The sequence below is a fragment of the Pseudomonas sp. GW822-FHT02E03 genome, assembly GCF_058802325.1.
On the sequence record NZ_JBXAOA010000006.1, the window covers coordinates 92,330 to 110,783 of the forward strand.

General features: G+C 59.3%; 8 protein-coding genes. 6 read left to right on the plus strand and 2 right to left on the minus strand.

Annotation, left to right across the window (positions count from 1 at the left end; all coding sequences use genetic code 11):
- Positions 1-18: 18 nt before the first annotated feature.
- Positions 19-1,968: a methyl-accepting chemotaxis protein gene (locus AC1RQB_RS06890; RefSeq protein ID WP_063341790.1), complete on the plus strand. Its 1,950-nt coding sequence runs from the start codon at positions 19-21 to the stop codon at positions 1,966-1,968.
- A gap of 125 nt (positions 1,969-2,093) precedes the next feature.
- Here the strand turns inward: AC1RQB_RS06890 and AC1RQB_RS06895 are convergent, their stop codons facing one another.
- Positions 2,094-3,896 carry an acyl-CoA dehydrogenase gene (locus AC1RQB_RS06895; RefSeq protein ID WP_063341789.1) on the minus strand — a complete coding sequence of 601 codons (1,803 nt, stop codon included), beginning with the start codon at positions 3,894-3,896 and terminating at the stop codon, positions 2,094-2,096.
- A gap of 247 nt (positions 3,897-4,143) precedes the next feature.
- A complete protein-coding gene (gene putA, locus AC1RQB_RS06900) occupies positions 4,144-8,097 on the minus strand; it encodes a trifunctional transcriptional regulator/proline dehydrogenase/L-glutamate gamma-semialdehyde dehydrogenase (protein WP_063341788.1) in 3,954 nt (1,317 codons plus the stop codon).
- Positions 8,098-8,558: 461 nt separating this feature from the next.
- Between putA and putP the strand changes: the two genes are divergently transcribed.
- From putP to AC1RQB_RS06925, 5 genes are all read left to right on the plus strand, one after another.
- A complete protein-coding gene (gene putP, locus AC1RQB_RS06905; protein ID WP_007903218.1) occupies positions 8,559-10,043 on the plus strand; it encodes a sodium/proline symporter PutP in 1,485 nt (494 codons plus the stop codon).
- Between the two features lie 375 nt (positions 10,044-10,418).
- Positions 10,419-12,437, plus strand: a complete 2,019-nt coding sequence (locus AC1RQB_RS06910) for a type VI secretion system Vgr family protein (RefSeq protein ID WP_063341787.1) — start codon at positions 10,419-10,421, stop codon at positions 12,435-12,437.
- Positions 12,427-13,164 carry a DUF4123 domain-containing protein gene (locus AC1RQB_RS06915; RefSeq protein WP_063341786.1) on the plus strand — a complete coding sequence of 246 codons (738 nt, stop codon included), beginning with the start codon at positions 12,427-12,429 and terminating at the stop codon, positions 13,162-13,164. Before AC1RQB_RS06910 ends, AC1RQB_RS06915 begins: the two co-directional genes overlap by 11 nt.
- Positions 13,164-17,972: an RHS repeat-associated core domain-containing protein gene (locus tag AC1RQB_RS06920; RefSeq protein ID WP_063341785.1), complete on the plus strand. Its 4,809-nt coding sequence runs from the start codon at positions 13,164-13,166 to the stop codon at positions 17,970-17,972. The genes AC1RQB_RS06915 and AC1RQB_RS06920 overlap by 1 nt, the downstream gene beginning before the upstream one ends.
- Positions 17,969-18,385 (plus strand): hypothetical protein, encoded by a 417-nt coding sequence (locus AC1RQB_RS06925; RefSeq protein WP_063341784.1) that lies wholly within the window; start codon positions 17,969-17,971, stop codon positions 18,383-18,385. The genes AC1RQB_RS06920 and AC1RQB_RS06925 overlap by 4 nt, the downstream gene beginning before the upstream one ends.
- Positions 18,386-18,454 lie beyond the last annotated feature (69 nt).

Sequence of the window (18,454 nt, forward strand, 5' to 3'; positions counted from 1 at the left end):
ATTCTTTGGGGGTGCTCCATGCAGTTCTGGCGACGCAGTATTCAGTGGCAGTTGATCCTGAGCATGGGCACCGCCCTGCTGGTCAGTATTCTGATCGTGGTTGGCGTTTATACCCTCGTGGTCGACCGCCTCGCCCAGCGCTATCTGGTCGAACAAGCGCTGCCGTCGAGCATCGAGGCGATGCGCAACGACATCGAACGAATCCTCGTTCAACCCCTCACCGCCGCCAAGGACATCGCCAGTAACAGCATGGTGCGCGACTGGTTGGCCGGGGGCGAAAGCAGTGCCCAGACCGACACCTTCGTGAAGTATCTGGAAGGCCTGCGCGCCGAGCACAAAGCCTTTACCGCGCTGATTATCGGGGCCGCTTCAAGCCATTACTTCACTGAAAAAGGCCTGGACCGGACGCTCAGCCGTTCCAATCCCAACGACGCCTGGTTCTATTCGTTCCTCGACAGCAACCAGCCGCGCACCCTCAATATCGACAATGACACCGCCACCGGTGAGTTGGCGCTGTTCATCGACCTCAAGGTCGAGCAGGCCGGCAAAGTCGTGGGCGTCGCCGGGCTGGGCCTGAGCATGAAAGAACTGTCGGAGCTGATCCAGAATTTCAACTTCGGTGAACGCGGCAAGGTCTATCTCGTGCGGTCCGACGGTTTGATCCAGATTCACCCCGAGGGGCAGTTCAGCGGCAAGCGTACGCTGGTCGAGCAGATCGGTGCCACGGCGGCGCAAGCGGTCATGGGGCAGCTCTCTACCTCCACCGCGTTCGCCACCAGCAGTTTTGTCCGCGATGGCGAAGATTTTCTGGCATTGAGCCTGCCGCTGCGTGATCTGGGCTGGACCCTGGTGGCCGAAGTGCCACAGTCGCAGATCTACGCCGAAGCCCGCCGCGCGATGTGGATGAGCAGTGGTATCGGCCTGGCGGTGGCACTGGTTTGCCTGATGCTGGTGGTGTTGTTGGCCCGTGGATTGGTACGGCCGATTCGTCAGGTAACAGCGGCGCTGGTAGCCATCGGTAGCGGTGGTGGAGATTTGACCCACAGGTTAGATTCCAGCCGAGCCGATGAGCTGGGTGACCTCGCTCGCGGCTTCAATCGGTTCCTGGAGAGTCAGCGCGACATGATCGGCGAAGTCTTGGCCACCAGTGAACGTTTGCGCACGGCGGTCGGCCAAGTGGCGCGGGTGGTGGACAACACGGCCGAACGCTCGGGCCGTCAGCAGGAAATGACCGACATGGTCGCCACCGCCGTCCACGAAATGGGCCTGACTGTGCAGGAAATCGCGCAGAACGCCGGCAACGCGGCCGTTGCTTCGCAAACCGCGCGGGATGAAGCGCTGCAGGCGCGGGTCGTAGTGGGCGGGTCGATTCGGCATATCGAAAGCATGTCCGACGAGATCGGTATTGCTGCCGGTGCGGTGGGTGAGTTGGCCCATCAAGTGGCGTCCATCGATCAGGTGTTGGCGGTGATTCGCGGGATTTCCGAGCAAACCAACCTTTTGGCTTTGAATGCGGCCATCGAAGCGGCGCGGGCCGGGGACATGGGGCGCGGGTTTGCTGTGGTGGCCGATGAAGTGCGGACATTGGCGCGGCGGACTCAGTCGTCCACCGACGAGATTCAGCAGATGATCGGCAGCCTCAAGCAAGGCGCGGAGAATGCGGTGTCTTCCATGCACGCCGGGCAAGCGGCGACCGGCACCGGCGTTGAGTCGAGCCAGCGCACCGGGGCGTCGTTGACGGCGATTACCGGGCAGGTCGAGCGCATCAGCGACATGAACCATCAGGTGGCCACGGCGACGGAAGAGCAGTCGGCGGTGACTGAGGAGATCAACCGGAATGTGCAGGGGATTTCTGATTTGGCCCGGGCTACGGCGGGGGAGGTCAGGGCTTGCCGTGAGGATTGTCAAATGTTGCAGCGGTTGGCGGATGATCTGGCGCGGCAGATGGGTGGGTTCAAGTTGAGCTGATCAAGACCGATCGTTCCCACGCTCTGCGTGGGAATGCAGCCCGGGACGCTCCGCGTCCCATTGGAACGCGGAGCGTCCCCTGAGGCGTTCCCACGCAGAGCGTGGGAACGATCAGTGAGCGGGTGTCAGAACCACTCATCCTGCATGCCCAGGCACACATCATCCCGCGCCTCAAGAATCGCCAGTTCATGGTGGCAACCCGGCACTTCCCACGTCAGGAAATACCGCGCTGCTTGCAGCTTTCCTTTATAGAAGCTCACATCCGCCGTATTGCCCTTGGCCAACCCTTCCTCGGCACGAATCGCCTGTTCCAGCCAGCGCCAGCCGATCACCGTGTGCCCGAACACTTTCAGGTACAGCGCCGAGTTCGCCAGGCTGCTGTTGACCTTGCCTTGAGCCAGATCGGTCAACAGGCCGATGGTCACGCTTTGCAGGCGCGCTACCAGTTTCTCCAACGGCTCACGCAGCGGCGTCAGCGATTCATACGCTTGAGCGCGCTCGGCGGTATCGGCAATCAGCCGGATCAATTGCTTGAGCCCCGCACCCCCGTTCTGCGCCAGCTTGCGGCCCAGCAAGTCCAGCGACTGAATGCCATGAGTCCCTTCATGAATCGGGTTCAGACGGTTGTCGCGGTAATACTGCTCCACCGGATACTCACGGGTGTAACCGTGGCCGCCGAGAATCTGGATCGCCAGTTCGTTGGCCTTCAGGCAGAACTCCGACGGCCAGGATTTGACGATCGGCGTCAGTAAATCCAGCAGCTCATGGGCCTGCTTGCGCTCGGCCTCAGTCTCGAGGGTCGTGGTGTCATCGAACAACCGCGCCGCGTACAGCCCAAGGTCGAACGAACCTTCGACATAGGCCTTCTGGGTCAACAGCATGCGTTTGACGTCGGCATGCTGAATGATTGCCACCGGTGCGGTGGTCGGATCCTTGCTATCCGGCACTCGACCTTGCGGCCGCTCGCGGGCGTATTCCAGTGAATACAGGTAACCGGCGTAACCCAGCATCACCGCGCCCATGCCGACGCCAATTCGTGCCTCGTTCATCATCTGGAACATGTAGCTCAAACCGTGGTGCGGCTTGCCCACCAGATAGCCGACACATTCGCCGTTGTCGCCGAAGTTCAGCGCGGTTGACGTGGTGCCGCGCCAACCCATCTTGTGGAACAACCCGGCCAGCAACACGTCGTTGCGTTTGCCCAGGCTGCCGTCATCGTTGACCAAAAACTTGGGCACGATAAACAACGAAATGCCCTTCACCCCGGCCGGCGCGTCCGGCAGTTTGGCCAGCACCATGTGCACGATGTTTTCCGAAAGCGGGTGATCGCCGCCGGAGATGAAGATCTTGTTGCCCTTGAGTCGATACGTGCCGTCGGCCGCAGGCTCGGCGCGGGTACGAATATCCGACAGCGATGAGCCGGCATGTGGCTCGGTGAGGGCCATGGTGCCGAAGAAGCGGCCGTCGATCATCGGTTGCAGGAAGCGCTGCTTCTGCTCATCGGTGCCGAAGCTTTCAATCAGGTTCGCCGCGCCCATGGTCAGGAACGGGTAAGAGGTCGACGCCGCGTTGGCCGACTGAAAGTGCGCAAAGCACGCTTGGGACAACAGTGTAGGAAGTTGCATGCCGCCGGCTTCGAAACTGCGCGCGGCGTTGAGGAAACCGGCTTCGAGGAACGCATCCACCGCCGGTTTCACTTCCGGAATCAGAATTGCCTGACCGTCCTCATAGCGCGGTTCGTTCTCGTCGCCCTTGCGGTTGTGCGGGGCGAAGAACTTCTCGGCGATGCTGCGGGCGGTGCCGATAGCCGCATCGAAGGTTTCGCGGTTGTGCTCGGCGAACCGCTCACGCTGGGTCAGGCCCTCGGCATCAAGGACTTCATACAGCTCGAAAGCCAGATTGCGGGAACTGAGCAACGTCTCGGACATGGCGGCCTACCTTTTTTTGGAATGGGCCGAGTCTAGATGTGGGAAGGGCGGGGTGAACAGGATGATTGATGAGCGTGATGGAGAGGCAGAACGAGAGGGAAGGATAAAGCTGGGGAGGACGGTCATGATCGTTCCCACGCTCCGCGTGGGAATGCAGCCCGGGACGCTCCGCGTCCCCAAACGGCGTGACGCAGAGCGTCACAGGAGGCATTCCCACGCAGAGCGTGGGAACGATCACGAGGAGGGTTTAGCCGATAGTCATCAAACTGGCATTACCACCCGCCGCCGCGGTGTTAACACTCAACGCCCGCTCGATCACCAGACGCTCCAACGCAATATTGGTTTCGCCCTGCGACAAGCCATGAACCCCAACAATCGCACCGGCACGCTTGGCCACTTGCTGGCAGACCGCACGCAACTGATCGGAATGGCCGTGATGCAGAACCGCATCAATCACCACTTCGTCCTTGGTCCAGTCAGCCACCCGCTTGATCCGCGCCTGAATTTCTTTCGGCAGGCGTGCGAACAGGGCCTTGCCCGGTTCAGCGTCCGGCCATACCGCCGAGCCGCCCACGGCCAATACCGCAGCCAATTGAGTCAGCAGATCGCCTTCGACGTCCGCCAGGCACAGCACGTGTTCACGCGGCAGGATGGCATAGCTGTTGCGCTCACCGGTCGGGCCCGCCAGAACACGGGTGATCCCGCTTTGCGATTGCGCCGCGAACTGTACGCACAGGGTGCTCAAGTCAGTGAACTTGTTGCTGTCGGCCCAGGCTTTCAGCGCAGTCAGCGGTTTGCTCATGGCATCACGCAGACGGACGTCCGGTGCAGCGATAGCATCGCCGCGAGCGAAGGATTGTTCGATTGCATCGGTAGGACGCGTCGACAACAAACGGTACAGGTACAACGGACCACCGGCTTTCGGGCCAGTACCCGACAGACCTTCACCGCCGAACGGTTGCACGCCAACCACAGCACCGACGATGTTGCGGTTCACGTAGACGTTACCGGCGTTGACGTTGTCGATCACCTTGGCGATGGTCTCGTCGATACGAGTGTGCACACCCAAGGTCAGGCCGTAGCCGGAAGCGTTGATCTGACCGATCAGTTGATCGATGTCTTTGCGCTTGTAGCGAACCACGTGCAACACCGGACCGAAGATCTCCCGTTGCAGTTCGTCGAAGCTTTCCAGCTCGATCAGGGTCGGCATCACGAAGGTGCCGCGTTTGACTTCTTCGCTGTTGGCGATGGCCACCTGGTACACGTTGCGACCTTTGTCGCGCATGGCCTGGATGTGCTTCTCGATGCCCGCCTTGGCTTCGGCGTCGATCACCGGGCCGATGTCCACGGACAGACGCTCAGGGTTACCGAGACGGCATTCAGCCATGGCGCCCTTGAGCATTTCGATGACACGGTCAGCGGAATCTTCCTGCAGGCACAGCACCCGTAGAGCCGAGCAACGCTGGCCGGCGCTGTCGAAGGCCGAGGACACCACGTCGATCACCACCTGTTCGGTCAGCGCCGAGGAATCGACGATCATTGCGTTCTGGCCACCGGTTTCAGCGATCAGCGGAATCGGACGGCCCTGAGCATCCAGACGACCGGCGACGTTGCGTTGCAGCAGACGCGCGACTTCGGTGGAGCCGGTGAACATCACGCCTTTGACCCGATCATCGCCGACCAGACGGGCGCCGACGGTTTCGCCACGGCCCGGCAGCAATTGCAGCACGCCTTCCGGAATCCCGGCTTCGATCAGCAAACGCACGGCTTGAGCGGCCACCAGCGGGGTTTGTTCCGCAGGCTTGGCCAGTACCGGGTTACCGGCGGCCAGGGCAGCAGCGACCTGGCCACTGAAGATTGCCAGCGGGAAGTTCCACGGACTGATGCACACCACCGGACCCAATGGACGGTGGGCGTCGTTGGTGAAATCGTTGCGCGCCTGCACCGCGTAATAACGCAGGAAGTCCACGGCTTCACGCACTTCGGCGATGGCGTTGGCGAAGGTCTTGCCGGCTTCACGCGCCAACAGGCCCATCAACGGCTGGATCTCGCCTTCCATCAAATCGGCGGCACGTTCCAGAATCGCGGCGCGTTCGGCCGGCGGGGTGGCCTGCCAGATCGGTGCGGCGTTCAGGGCGCACTGGATCGCGTTGTCGACGTCTTCGACGGTGGCTTCTTGCACGTGACCAACCACGTCACGCAGATCGGACGGGTTCAGGACTGGCGCAGGGGTTTCGCTGCTGGACGCGCAGCCGAGCATCGGCGCCGCTTTCCAGTTGTTATGAGCGGTAGCCAGCAAAGCACAGGACAGCGAAGCCAGACGATGTTCGTTGGCCATGTCGATGCCGCTGGAGTTGGCGCGCTCGGCACCATACAGGTCACGCGGCAGCGGGATACGCGGGTGTGGCAGGCCGAAGCCGCCTTCCAGCGTCGCCATCTGCTCGATGCTGGCCACTGGATCGGCCACCAGTTCCTGAATCGAAATGGACTGGTCGGCGATGCGGTTGACGAACGAAGTGTTCGCGCCGTTTTCCAGCAGACGACGCACCAGGTACGCCAGCAGTGTTTCGTGCGTGCCAACCGGAGCGTACACGCGGCACGGACGGTTCAGCTTGCCTTCGGAAACTTTGCCTACAACCTGTTCGTACAGCGGTTCGCCCATGCCGTGCAGGCACTGGAACTCGTACTGACCCGGGTAATAGTTCTGACCGGCGATGTGGTAAATGGCCGACAGGGTATGGGCGTTGTGCGTGGCGAACTGCGGATAAATGACTTCCGGCACCGACAGCAGTTTGCGTGCGCAGGCAATGTAGGAAACGTCGGTGTACACCTTGCGGGTATAGACCGGATAGCCTTCCAGGCCTTCGACCTGGGCGCGTTTGATTTCGCTGTCCCAGTACGCGCCTTTTACCAGGCGGATCATCAGGCGATGACGGCTGCGACGAGCCAGGTCAATCACGTAGTCGATCACGTACGGGCAACGCTTTTGATAAGCCTGGATCACGAAACCGATGCCGTTCCAGCCGGTCAGTTGCGGCTCGAAGCACAGGCGCTCCAGCAGATCCAGCGACAGCTCGAGGCGGTCGGCTTCTTCGGCGTCGATGTTCAGGCCGATGTCGTATTGCTTGGCCAACAGGGTCAGCGACAGCAGGCGCGGGTACAGCTCGTCCATCACGCGCTCGTACTGGGCGCGGCTGTAACGCGGGTGCAAGGCGGACAGCTTGATCGAAATACCCGGGCCTTCATAAATCCCACGACCGTGGGAGGCTTTGCCGATCGAGTGAATGGCTTGCTCGTACGAGGCCAGGTACTTCTGGGCATCATGCTCGGTGAGTGCAGCTTCACCCAGCATGTCGTAGGAATAGCGGAAGCCCTTGGCTTCGAACTTGCTGGCGTTGGCCAGGGCTTCGGCAATGGTTTCACCGGTGACAAACTGCTCGCCCATCAGGCGCATGGCCATGTCGACACCCTTGCGGATCATCGGCTCGCCGCTCTTGCCGATGATGCGGCTCAGGGACGAGGTCAGGCCCGCTTCGTTGTGGGTAGCGACCAGTTTGCCGGTCAGCAGCAAGCCCCAGGTGGCGGCATTGACGAACAGCGACGGACTGTTGCCCAAGTGCGGCTGCCAGTTGCCGGTGCTGATTTTGTCGCGGATCAGCGCGTCACGGGTGCCTTTGTCCGGAATACGCAACAGCGCTTCGGCCAGGCACATCAGTGCTACGCCTTCCTGGGACGACAAGGAAAATTCCTGCAACAGGCCCTGAACAATCCCGGCACGGCCGCCGGCGCTTTTCTGATTGCGCAGTTTTTCGGCAATCGAGGCGGCGAGCTTGTTGGTGGCTTCCGCCATCGGGGCCGGCAGGCGCGCCTGCTCGATCAGCATCGGCACCACTTCAGGTTCCGGGCGACGGTAGGCGGCAGTGATAGAGGCGCGCAGCACCGATTGCGGGAGGATGCTTTCAGCGAACTCCAGGAAGCACTGATGCGCGTGATCGACATGGATCTCGCCCGCGTCGTCAACTTCCTTGCCGTTCAAACCGTTCAGCTCGGACAGGGTTGCACCACCCTCGAGTTTTTCCAGGTAATTGAAAATTGCCTGCTTGATCAGCCAGTGCGGCGTGCGATCAATCGAGGTCGCGGCGGCCTTGAGGCGTTCGCGGGTCGGGTCGTCAAGTTTGACCCCAAGGGTGGTGGTAGCCATATTTTTATCCTCATGTTTGCCACGACCGCGTGGCATCAGCTGGCGGCAAGATTAGCTGTGCGTTGGTTGAGGTGCAACCGGGTGCAACCCTTTTTTTGTCGGAATAATAAGCAGCTCGTCAGGAAACTGATTCTGGTGTATCCCTCCCGCGCCGGCTTGGTGCTTTTACTTCTAGTGCAACCCGGAAAACGCCCTGAAAAGGAGCAAAAACCGACCCTTTTCAAGAAAATCCGACTAGGTGCAACTTATTCGCACGAAACTGGTTGCACCTTATTTGCTTTGTTGAATAGCATTCGCGGCCAAGGTGCAACCGGTCAAAAAGATCGGTGTGCCGGCTGATGGCTTTCCTGGGGAAACATCAGTCATAAATGCGCGGGACCCCGAATCGTCCGTCAAACGTCGTCGTTTGCGAGCGGTTCACCAGCCGCTGCTACATAAAAACAATGCCAGGGCGTAACTCAATGAGCGTAAGCAATCCAACCCTGATCACGTTCGTGATCTACATCGCAGCAATGGTGCTGATCGGCTTCATGGCCTATCGCTCCACCAACAACCTTTCTGACTACATTCTGGGCGGTCGTAGCCTGGGCAGCGTCGTGACCGCACTCTCTGCCGGTGCTTCCGACATGAGCGGCTGGTTGTTGATGGGCCTGCCGGGCGCTATCTACATGTCCGGTCTTTCCGAAAGCTGGATCGCCATCGGCCTGATCGTCGGTGCTTACCTGAACTGGCTGTTCGTTGCCGGCCGTCTGCGCGTGCAGACCGAGCACAACGGCGATGCGCTGACCCTGCCGGATTACTTCTCCAGCCGTTTTGAAGATAAAAGCGGCCTGCTGCGGATCATCTCTGCGGTCGTGATCCTGGTGTTCTTCACCATCTACTGCGCTTCCGGCATCGTGGCCGGCGCCCGTCTGTTCGAAAGCACCTTCGGCATGTCCTACGAGACAGCGCTGTGGGCCGGTGCCGCGGCGACGATTGCCTACACCTTCGTCGGTGGTTTTCTGGCAGTGAGCTGGACTGACACCGTACAAGCCACGCTGATGATCTTCGCCCTGCTGCTGACGCCGATCATCGTGCTGCTGGCGACTGGCGGCATCGACACCACGTTCCTGGCGATCGAAGCACAAGATCCAAGCAACTTCGACATGCTGAAAAACACCACTTTCATCGGCATCATCTCGCTGATGGGCTGGGGTCTGGGCTACTTCGGCCAACCGCACATCCTGGCGCGTTTCATGGCGGCGGATTCGGTCAAGTCGATCGCTAACGCTCGTCGCATCTCCATGACCTGGATGATCCTGTGCCTGGGCGGCACCGTCGCGGTAGGTTTCTTTGGTATCGCTTACTTCTCGGCCCACCCTGCCGTGGCCATGCCCGTGAGCGAAAACCACGAGCGCGTGTTCATCGAACTGGCGAAAATCCTGTTCAACCCGTGGGTTGCCGGTGTACTGCTGTCGGCCATTCTGGCGGCGGTAATGAGTACGCTGAGCTGTCAGCTGCTGGTGTGCTCGAGCGCCCTGACCGAAGACTTCTACAAAACCTTCCTGCGTAAAAGCGCTTCCCAGGTTGAACTGGTCTGGGTCGGTCGCGCCATGGTGCTGCTGGTTGCCCTGATCGCCATTGCGATGGCGGCTAACCCGGAAAACCGTGTACTGGGTCTGGTCAGCTACGCTTGGGCCGGTTTCGGTGCTGCGTTCGGTCCAGTCGTCCTGATCTCCGTGATCTGGAAAGACATGACCCGCAACGGCGCACTGGCCGGCATCCTGGTCGGCGCGATCACCGTGATCGTCTGGAAACACTTCGAGCTGCTGGGCCTGTATGAAATCATCCCTGGTTTCATCTTCGCCAGCCTGGCGATCTACATCGTCAGCAAGCTGGGCACGCCGACTCACGGCATGCTTCAGCGTTTTGCGGCTGCCGAGGCAGATTTCCGCCTGAACAAGTGATGGGGATGAGCTGAGGCTCTGACCTTTCGGCTACATGAAAACGGTCCGCTTCCTTTGGAAGCGGGCCGTTTTTTTTTGCGCTTTTACGTCTGGCGCAGGGCGTGAAGCATCGAAGTTCCACTGTGGGAGCGGGCTTGCCCGCGATAGGGTCCTGTCAGTCACACATATATTGCCTGACCCACCGCTATCGCGGGCAAGCCCGCTCCCACAGTTGTTCAGTGATGCTTCTGACAGGAATGTCTGTAGTGCTTTATCCCGATTTTTGAAGGAAAAATCCCTAAAAAAGTAGGGCTAATCTGATTTCCTTGTCCCTCCGTCAACACCCCTTGTCGCTCATGCAGAATCGCCCGCCTTCATTCTGCAGAGACACATCGGATGTTCGCGCCTGCCAATCAACCGCGTTTCACGTTGACCCTCGACGGCGTCCAGAATGAGCTCAAGGTACTTGAGTTCACGGGCAAGGAAGCCATCAGCCAACCCTATCGCTTTGACCTGGAACTGGTCAGCGAGCGCCCGGACCTGGAACTCGAAAGTCTGCTGCACCGTCAGGCATTTCTGAGTTTCGATGCGCACGGTTCCGGTATTCACGGTCAGATTTATCGCGTAGGCCAGAGCGATTCCGGCCAACGTCTGACGGGCTATCAAATCAGTCTCGTGCCGCGCCTGACGTATCTCGGTCAGCGTATCAATCAGCGGATTTTCCAGCATAAAAGCGTGCCGGCGATCGTCACGCAAATCCTCAAAGACCATGGCATCCAGCGCGATGCCTTCGAGTTCCGGCTCGGCAGCGACTACCCCGAGCGCGAGTACTGCGTGCAGTACGCCGAAAGCGACCTGGCATTCATTCAGCGTCTGTGTGCCGAGATCGGCATTCACTACCACTTCCAGCACAGCCCAGATGGGCACCTGTTGGTGTTCGGTGATGACCAAACGGTTTTCCCACGGCTGCCCGAACCGACGCTGTACCTGCCAGGCAGTGGGATGGCGGCAGAAGCGCCGGCAATCAAGCGGTTCAACGTGCGCCTGGAAACCCGGACCACAGCGGTCACTCGCCGGGACTACGACTTCCGCAAACCGCGTTTGCAACTCGAAAGCCGCCTCGACAGCGAGCAGCGACCGGTGCTGGAGGACTACCACTTCCCTGGTCAATTCACCGATCGCGAACACGGCAAGCATCTGGCGCAACGGGCCTTGGAGCGCCACGGCGCGGATTACCGTCAGGCCGAAGGTCGCGGCGACGAATCTGCTTTGGTCAGTGGGCATTTCCTACACCTCGCCGAACACCCGCGTCAGACGTGGAATGACCTGTGGTTGATCACCGAAATCGAACACCGTGGCCGGCAGCCGCAAGTGCTGGAAGAGTCGGCCACCGGCGACAGCCCGGATGATTTCCAAGGCTATCGCAATTCCTTTCTGGCGACGCCGTGGGACGTTGCTTTTCGCCCAGCGCTGGGGCCAGAAAAGCCACGCATGCTCGGCTATCAACCTGCCGTGGTCACCGGCCCGACTGACAGCGAAATCCATTGCGACGAGTACGGTCGAGTCAAGGTTCAGCTCGCCTGGGACCGTGACGGTCGGCTCAATGAGCATTCCAGTTGCTGGCTGCGTGTCGCCACTGGCTGGGCACACGACCGCTACGGCAGCGTGATGATTCCGCGCGTCGGCATGGAAGTGCTGGTGGGATTCGTCGACGCCGATGCCGACAAGCCGCTGGTCATGGGGTGCCTGCCCAACGCCGCGACCCCGGTGCCGCTCGATCTGCCGGCGGACAAGACCCGCAGCATTTTCCGTAGCCAAAGTAGTCCCGGTGGCGGTGGTTACAACGAATTGCGCATCGAGGATCGCAAGGGCGGCGAGGAAATCTACCTGCGCGCCCAGCGAAACTGGACTCAGCACGTACTGAATGATCAGCAGGTGCAGGTCGACAACCAGCGCAGCATCGTCGTCACCGGCACCGCCCGCCATGAGCTGAAGGCTGACGAAAAACGCATCACCCACGGTCAGCGCCAGACCGAAGTGCGGCAGGACGACCACCTGGTGGTGATCGGCGACCGGCACATTCGCGTGACCAGTCAGGCCCTCAACGCCAGCCAGCAATTCCACGTCAGCGCGGGCCAGCAAGTGGTCATCGACGGCGGTGCCAGCGCGACCATTCAGGCGGGCGGGCAGTGGATCAACATCGGGCCGGGCGGGATTTTCAGCAGCGTGCCAATTGTGGTCGGTGGTGCACCGATGGCGGCCATGGCAGCTGCGCCGAGCTTGCCGGATGTTCCGTTGAAACTCGCCGCCGCCCCGGCGGCGCTGCTCAGTGCCGCACAGATTCTCAGCCTGAAAAGTGATGCGCCGTTCTGTGAAGAATGCGAGCGCTGCAAGGACGGTGTTTGTGCAGCCTGATCCCTTGCCGCCTCACGCCTGGCTGGAGCGCCAGCCGCTGAAGCCGCGGGAGCAGCTGTTCGCGATTTTCAGCAGTGCCAGTGCGGCTGAACCGTTCAAAGCCTGGCAACGCTCGATCACCGCTCAAGCGCCGAGCCCGATCTGGGCTGATACCGCGTATGCCGAGTGGGATGCGGTGATGCCCTTTGTGGGAATCGTCCCTGCTGGCGGTGAGTTTCTGGAGTGGGTCGCTACGACCGAGTCCCACGATTGGGGTTGGCTGGCAGTTTCTTCTGCCTCTCAAAAAGCGTTGGTCGAGCATTTGCGTAGCCTCACTCAAGTTCTTTTGCCCAACGGCAACGCGGTGTTTTTTCGCTTCTGGGATGGGCGCTATTTGCTGCCGATTCTTCAGTCTGCCGACGTTAATGCCACGCAGTTAATGCCTGTCATCGACCGTTGTTTGATCAATGGGCAACCGCTCGATATCGGCGGCAGTGCGTTGAAAACCGCCAGGGTTTTCCCGTGGTGGGAAGTTTCTGAATCACTGCTCAAACACCTCACCGCCGAGTCCGCCACAACCCGCATCAACAACTTGATGAAGTGGTTGAGCGAGGACCGCCCAGACCTTTACGAAGCTTTTTCCGAAAGTGTGTTGCGGCACAAAGTTGCGAGCCTTCTTGAGACGCCAGACCTGCCTCAAGCGCCGAAATCAGCGTTGGTGGATTACCTGATGACGGAGCTGGACTGATGGATCAGATCGTTCGTATTGAGCAGGAGCTCGACGGTTTCAAAGACACCTTGAGTTTATATCGCCAGCAACTTGGCAGTTTTTTGAGCGGGAATGCGGACAGGGTTAGCCGAGTTACGGATATGCCGTCGCTGATGGGTATGGAGCGGAAGATCAAGCTGGGAAATACCAGCAAGTCGGTCAGTAGTCGCGATGACGATTTCTTCTCCAGCGTTGCGCAGTGTCCGGACAGCGGAATTCTGGAAATAGAGAGCAAGTTTGAATCGGTTTATGACATTCCGCTGGGGAATATTCGGGTCGATGTGATTGCAGAGGATGGCGGTGAAAGTACATCGGTCTCGCTTGATGAAAGCGGTAAAGGTCAGTTCGAAGGCTTACCGGGAAAGTTCTACCGTGTTCATGTCCAGAGCGAAGTTACCCCAACTCAAATCAATGATCTTTTCTCCTCATACAACGGCCTGACCACAGAGCTGGAGGGCTGGCTACGCAAGGAGTGGGAGGGGTTCAAACCGCAGTGGTCGCAGTCGACTTTTGTGGCCGCTGGTAACGGAATGCTGGCGGGAAGTTGGGCAGCAGTCATGGGCGTTTGGGATGGACTGAGCCTTGTCTTTGACATCCTTAAGAATCCAGGCGCTCACCTTGAACAACTCGGCAGTAGTGCGCAGCAACTCATCGATCTGGCGAAGCAATCACCAGCAACGATGGAAAAAGCCATGTTGCTGGCTAGCGATGAAGCGGCGCTTTGTCTGCTGTTTCGTGCTGCGAGTCTTTGGCTTTCGGCGTTACCGCCTAGCGAAATGGCTGGTAACTCGGCAGAGGTGGCCAGCCAGGTCATTGTCTCGGTACTGATCGATATTCTGATTGCTTTGGCGCTGGCCTGGACGGGGGTCGGTATACCCGTCGCCAAGGCCTATCTCACCGCTCGCGGGCTCAAGTACGGGGCGTTGCTGGCTGGTCTTGCGAAGCGTTTCGTCGATGCGACATTCAGCATCCTCACCACCTTCATGAAGTACGTCGACCAGTACAAAGCAGTCGCCGCACGCGGTGTTGCAGCGGGTCTGAAAAAGGGTCGCATGCAACTGCGCTGGGATGCCAAACGCAACACCACGCTCAAGCAAAACGAACACCACGACGATGTCTCAAAACAAGCCAAAAACCCCAACGGTGATAGCGTCGACTCCGTCGATAAAACCGCCACCAACAAATGCCCGGTGTCGATGGTCACCGGCGAGGAACTGCTAACCCTCACCGACGGTTCGCTGGACGGCATCCTGCCGTTCGACTTCACCCGCCTCTACCGCACCAGCGCCGCCGAGATCGACGGCGGCCTGGGTTTTGGCTGGAGCCATTCGTTATCCCATCGCCTGGAAATCGACGGCGACACGGTCATCTGGACCGACCACGAAAACCGCCGCACCTCCTTCCCGCTGCCATCCATTGAGCGCCCGGCGATCCACAACAGTTTGTCGCGCGCCGCGATTTTTCTCGGCGATGAACCCGAGGAACTGATCCTCGCCCAGGCTGGCGAAGAACCGCGTTTCTACCACTTCCGTAACGGTTTTCTGACCACGATCAGCGACGCGTACGACAACCGCCTGCGCATCACCCGCGACCGCCAGCAGCGCATCCAGCGCCTCGACAATGGCGCCGGCCGCGCCTTGCTGTTGCGTTATGACCGCGCGCATCTGGTCGCTGTCGACTATCAGGTGTTTGTTCCGGCGCACACCCTCGATGAGGCCTGGCATACCGAGCAAACGCTGGTCAGTTACCGCTACGACGAATGCGATCAGCTGATCGAAGCGAGCAACGCCGCCGGCGAGAGCGAGCGTTACGACTACGACGATCAACACGTGATCCTGCAGCGGCAACTGGCCGGTGGGGCGAGTTTCTTCTGGGAGTGGGAACGGTCTGGCAAGGCGGCACGCTGCATCCGGCACTGGGCGTCGTTTGCGCAGATGGATGCGCGCTATGTCTGGGATGACGAGGGTAGCGTCACCGTCCAGAACATCGACGGCAGCGAAGAGGTTTACGTCCACGACGACCGGGCGCGGCTGGTGCGCAAGGTCGAACTGGACGGCGGCGAACACCTCAAGGCCTACGACGACAACGGTCGGCTGATTGCCGAGCAGGATCCGCTCGGCGCCGTCACCGAATACCGTTACGACGAAGTCGGACGGCTGGTTGCGCTGATTCCACCGGACGACGAACCGACGGCCTACGAGTACCGCAACGGTTTCCTGCATGCGCGGTATCGCGGCGAGGCGGTATGGATCTATCGGCGCAATGCCCAAGGCGATGTCACCGAGGCCGTCGACCCGGACGGCCAAGTCACCCATTACCACTACGACGCCCAGGGGCGATTGCTGTCGATCCGCTATCCGGACACCAGTCGGCATGTGTTTGTCTGGAATGGTTTGGGGCAATTGGTCGAAGAAACCTTGCCGCAGGGTGGTCGGCGACAGTTTTCCTACGACGTCATGGGCCGGCGGATTACCAGCCAGGACGAATACGGTGCCGTCACCCGTTACCAGTGGGACGCCGTTGGCCGACTGATCCAGACGACACTTCCTACAGGCGCCACCCGCGCGTTCAGTTACAACGCCTACGGCCAAGTCACTGCCGAACAGGATGAACTCGGCCGCATCACCCGCTACGAATACGCCGACGACCTGCACCTGGTCAGCCGCCGGATCAATCCCGACGGCACGCAGCTCAAGTACCGCTACGATAACCCGCAGCTTCTGCTGACAGAAATTGAAAACGAATCCGGCGAAAAATATCAGCTGGACTACACCGCCAATGGATTGATCCGACAGGAAACCGGCTTTGACGGCCAACGCACGGCGTATGCCTATGACCTGAACGGACAACTGCTGGAGAAAACCGAGTTCGGTGATGACGGCTCGAAACTGGTTACCGGTTACGAGCGGGATTCGGCCGGGCGCCTGTTGGCCAAAACCCTGCCCGACGGCGTCAAAGTCGAGTATCGCTACGACAGCCTTGGCCGATTGGTTTCCGTCGATGATGGCCACGACCATCCACTGGAGTTCGAGTACGACAACCAGGACCGGTTGATCTCTGAGCACCAGGGCTGGGGCACCTTGCGCTACAGCTACGACGCCTGCGGCCAACTCAAACGCCTGCGCCTGCCGGACAACAGCAAACTCGACTACCACCACGCCAAGGGCGGTGCGCTGACGGCCATCGACCTCAACGGCGCGCGGCTCACCGCTCACCAATTCCAATTCGGTCGTGAGCAACAGCGCCAACAAGGTCTGCTGCTCAGCGAATATGCCTACGATGAACAAGGACGTCTGAAGGCTCATTCCGTCAGCCAACAGCAACAACCGCTGTATCGCCGCGATTATGCCTACAGCGCCAACGGAAACCTCGACCACATCGCCGACACCCGCCACGGCCAGCGCAGCTACCTTTATGACGCTCTCAACCGCCTGACCCGCGTCCGCCACACCCGCGACGATCCACCGGAAAGCTTCGCCCACGACCCGGCGGGCAACCTGCTGATGCAGGACCGCCCCGGCGCGGCAACCATCAAGGGCAATCGCCTGCTGATGCAGGGCGACCGGCATTACGACTACGACGCCTTCGGCAACCTGATTCGCGAACGCCGTGGTACTGCGCAAAAACTCGTCACCGAGTATCGCTACGACTGCCAGCACCGCCTAATCGGTGTCACCACCCCGGACGGTCGTTGCTCAAGCTACCGCTACGACGCCTTCGGCCGCCGCATCGCCAAAACCGTCGAGGGCAAGACCACCGAGTTCTTCTGGCAGGGCGACAACCTCGTCGCCGAAAGCAGAAAAGAGCATTACCGCAGCTACGTCTACGAACCCGGCAGCTTCCGCCCACTGGCCCTGCTCGACGGCAAAGGCCCGAAAAAGGCCTGCCCGTTCTACTACCAGCTCGATCACCTCGGCACGCCGCAGGAACTGACGGATTATGGTGGCGAGATCGTGTGGTCGGCGAAGTACAACGCCTACGGCAAAGTCACGCACCTGGCGTTCGGTGGGGGCGAGCAACTCGATCAGCCGCTGCGCTTCCAGGGGCAGTACTTCGACGTCGAGAGCGGTCTGCATTACAACCGGCATCGGTACTATGATCCGGAGGTTGGACGGTACCTGACGCCGGACCCGGTCAAGTTGGCGGGTGGGCTGAACCAGTACCAATACACGCCGAATCCGACGGGGTGGGTTGATCCGTTGGGGTTGAGCGGGAATTGTCCGCCGCCGAATAAGCCTGGGTGTGGGGCGCCGGATGATACGACTGGCGCTAAGGTTGATGAAGGTGAGCCGGCTCTGCCGAGGCTGACAGGTGAGCAGCGGCGGGAGAGGATTGAAGTTCTTAAGGAGGAGGTCGCTAAGCGTTGGGTTGAGCGTTTTGAGGGGAAGTACCCTGGAATGCATTCCATTGGTAAGCATAGTGTCGAGGTTCCTGATGCAGTAATTCGACAACGTTCGGTAGACGGTACTGATCCTATAACTAAGCTTCCCCATAAAAAAAATAAAGGAAATTTAAGCTCACAATATAAAAGCTGGAATTTGCATATGCATACGTTGAATGATGATATGACAAGGGTTGTTCGAGGGCTTCCGCAGTTCACTGGAAAAGATGTCAATGGCTATAATGTGGTTCGGAGGGAGAATAAAAATGTCGGGCGAGGATATAAGCCAAATAAAAAAGATCCCGAAAATCCCCACTTGATTGAAGATATGCACGGTTCAGAAACAAAATTTAGTAAAGGTGGAGATCCTAAACCTTTTACATCTCACCCAGTGATAATTAAATGATTAAAGATCCGTTTTTAAATCAGCCATACGCGCCTACGGTGAGGGAGATTATCGGCGATTTTGATATCTATGATAGGGAGCACACTCTTGGTCTAGAGCTCGAGAAATACAATATTAATCTTTCTGCTGATAGAAGGATTCTTGCGAAAAAATATATTCTGGAAAGTTACGATTTCTTGACTTATAGACATAAATTTTTGCTGGTGGCTGTCCTTGAGGCTGCACTGCAAGATGAGTTATATGATTTTCAGGCTTTACTAGAGCATGACTGCGAAAGTACCAATCGCTTTCCGGATTACTGGGATGTAATGGAAAATCCCCGTGCGTTTTTTGAAGATATTTACAGTGTTTTAAGTGAGGAATGGAAAGATCAATTGCAAAAAGCAAGTCTAGAGGACCAATCTAGTTGGTGAGAGGAGCTTTACGGAGCCAGTCTCGAAGATTGATCCGTTTGGTGTTTTTTTTACGCCTGTTATACGGTG

Coding starts and splice junctions, on each gene's coding strand:
- putA (WP_063341788.1), bottom strand. CDS start 8,097: ATGGCTACCACCACCCTTGGGGTCAAACTTGACGACCCGACCCGCGAA.
- AC1RQB_RS06890 (WP_063341790.1), top strand. CDS start 19: ATGCAGTTCTGGCGACGCAGTATTCAGTGGCAGTTGATCCTGAGCATG.
- putP (WP_007903218.1), top strand. CDS start 8,559: ATGAGCGTAAGCAATCCAACCCTGATCACGTTCGTGATCTACATCGCA.
- AC1RQB_RS06895 (WP_063341789.1), bottom strand. CDS start 3,896: ATGTCCGAGACGTTGCTCAGTTCCCGCAATCTGGCTTTCGAGCTGTAT.
- AC1RQB_RS06925 (WP_063341784.1), top strand. CDS start 17,969: ATGATTAAAGATCCGTTTTTAAATCAGCCATACGCGCCTACGGTGAGG.
- AC1RQB_RS06920 (WP_063341785.1), top strand. CDS start 13,164: ATGGATCAGATCGTTCGTATTGAGCAGGAGCTCGACGGTTTCAAAGAC.
- AC1RQB_RS06910 (WP_063341787.1), top strand. CDS start 10,419: ATGTTCGCGCCTGCCAATCAACCGCGTTTCACGTTGACCCTCGACGGC.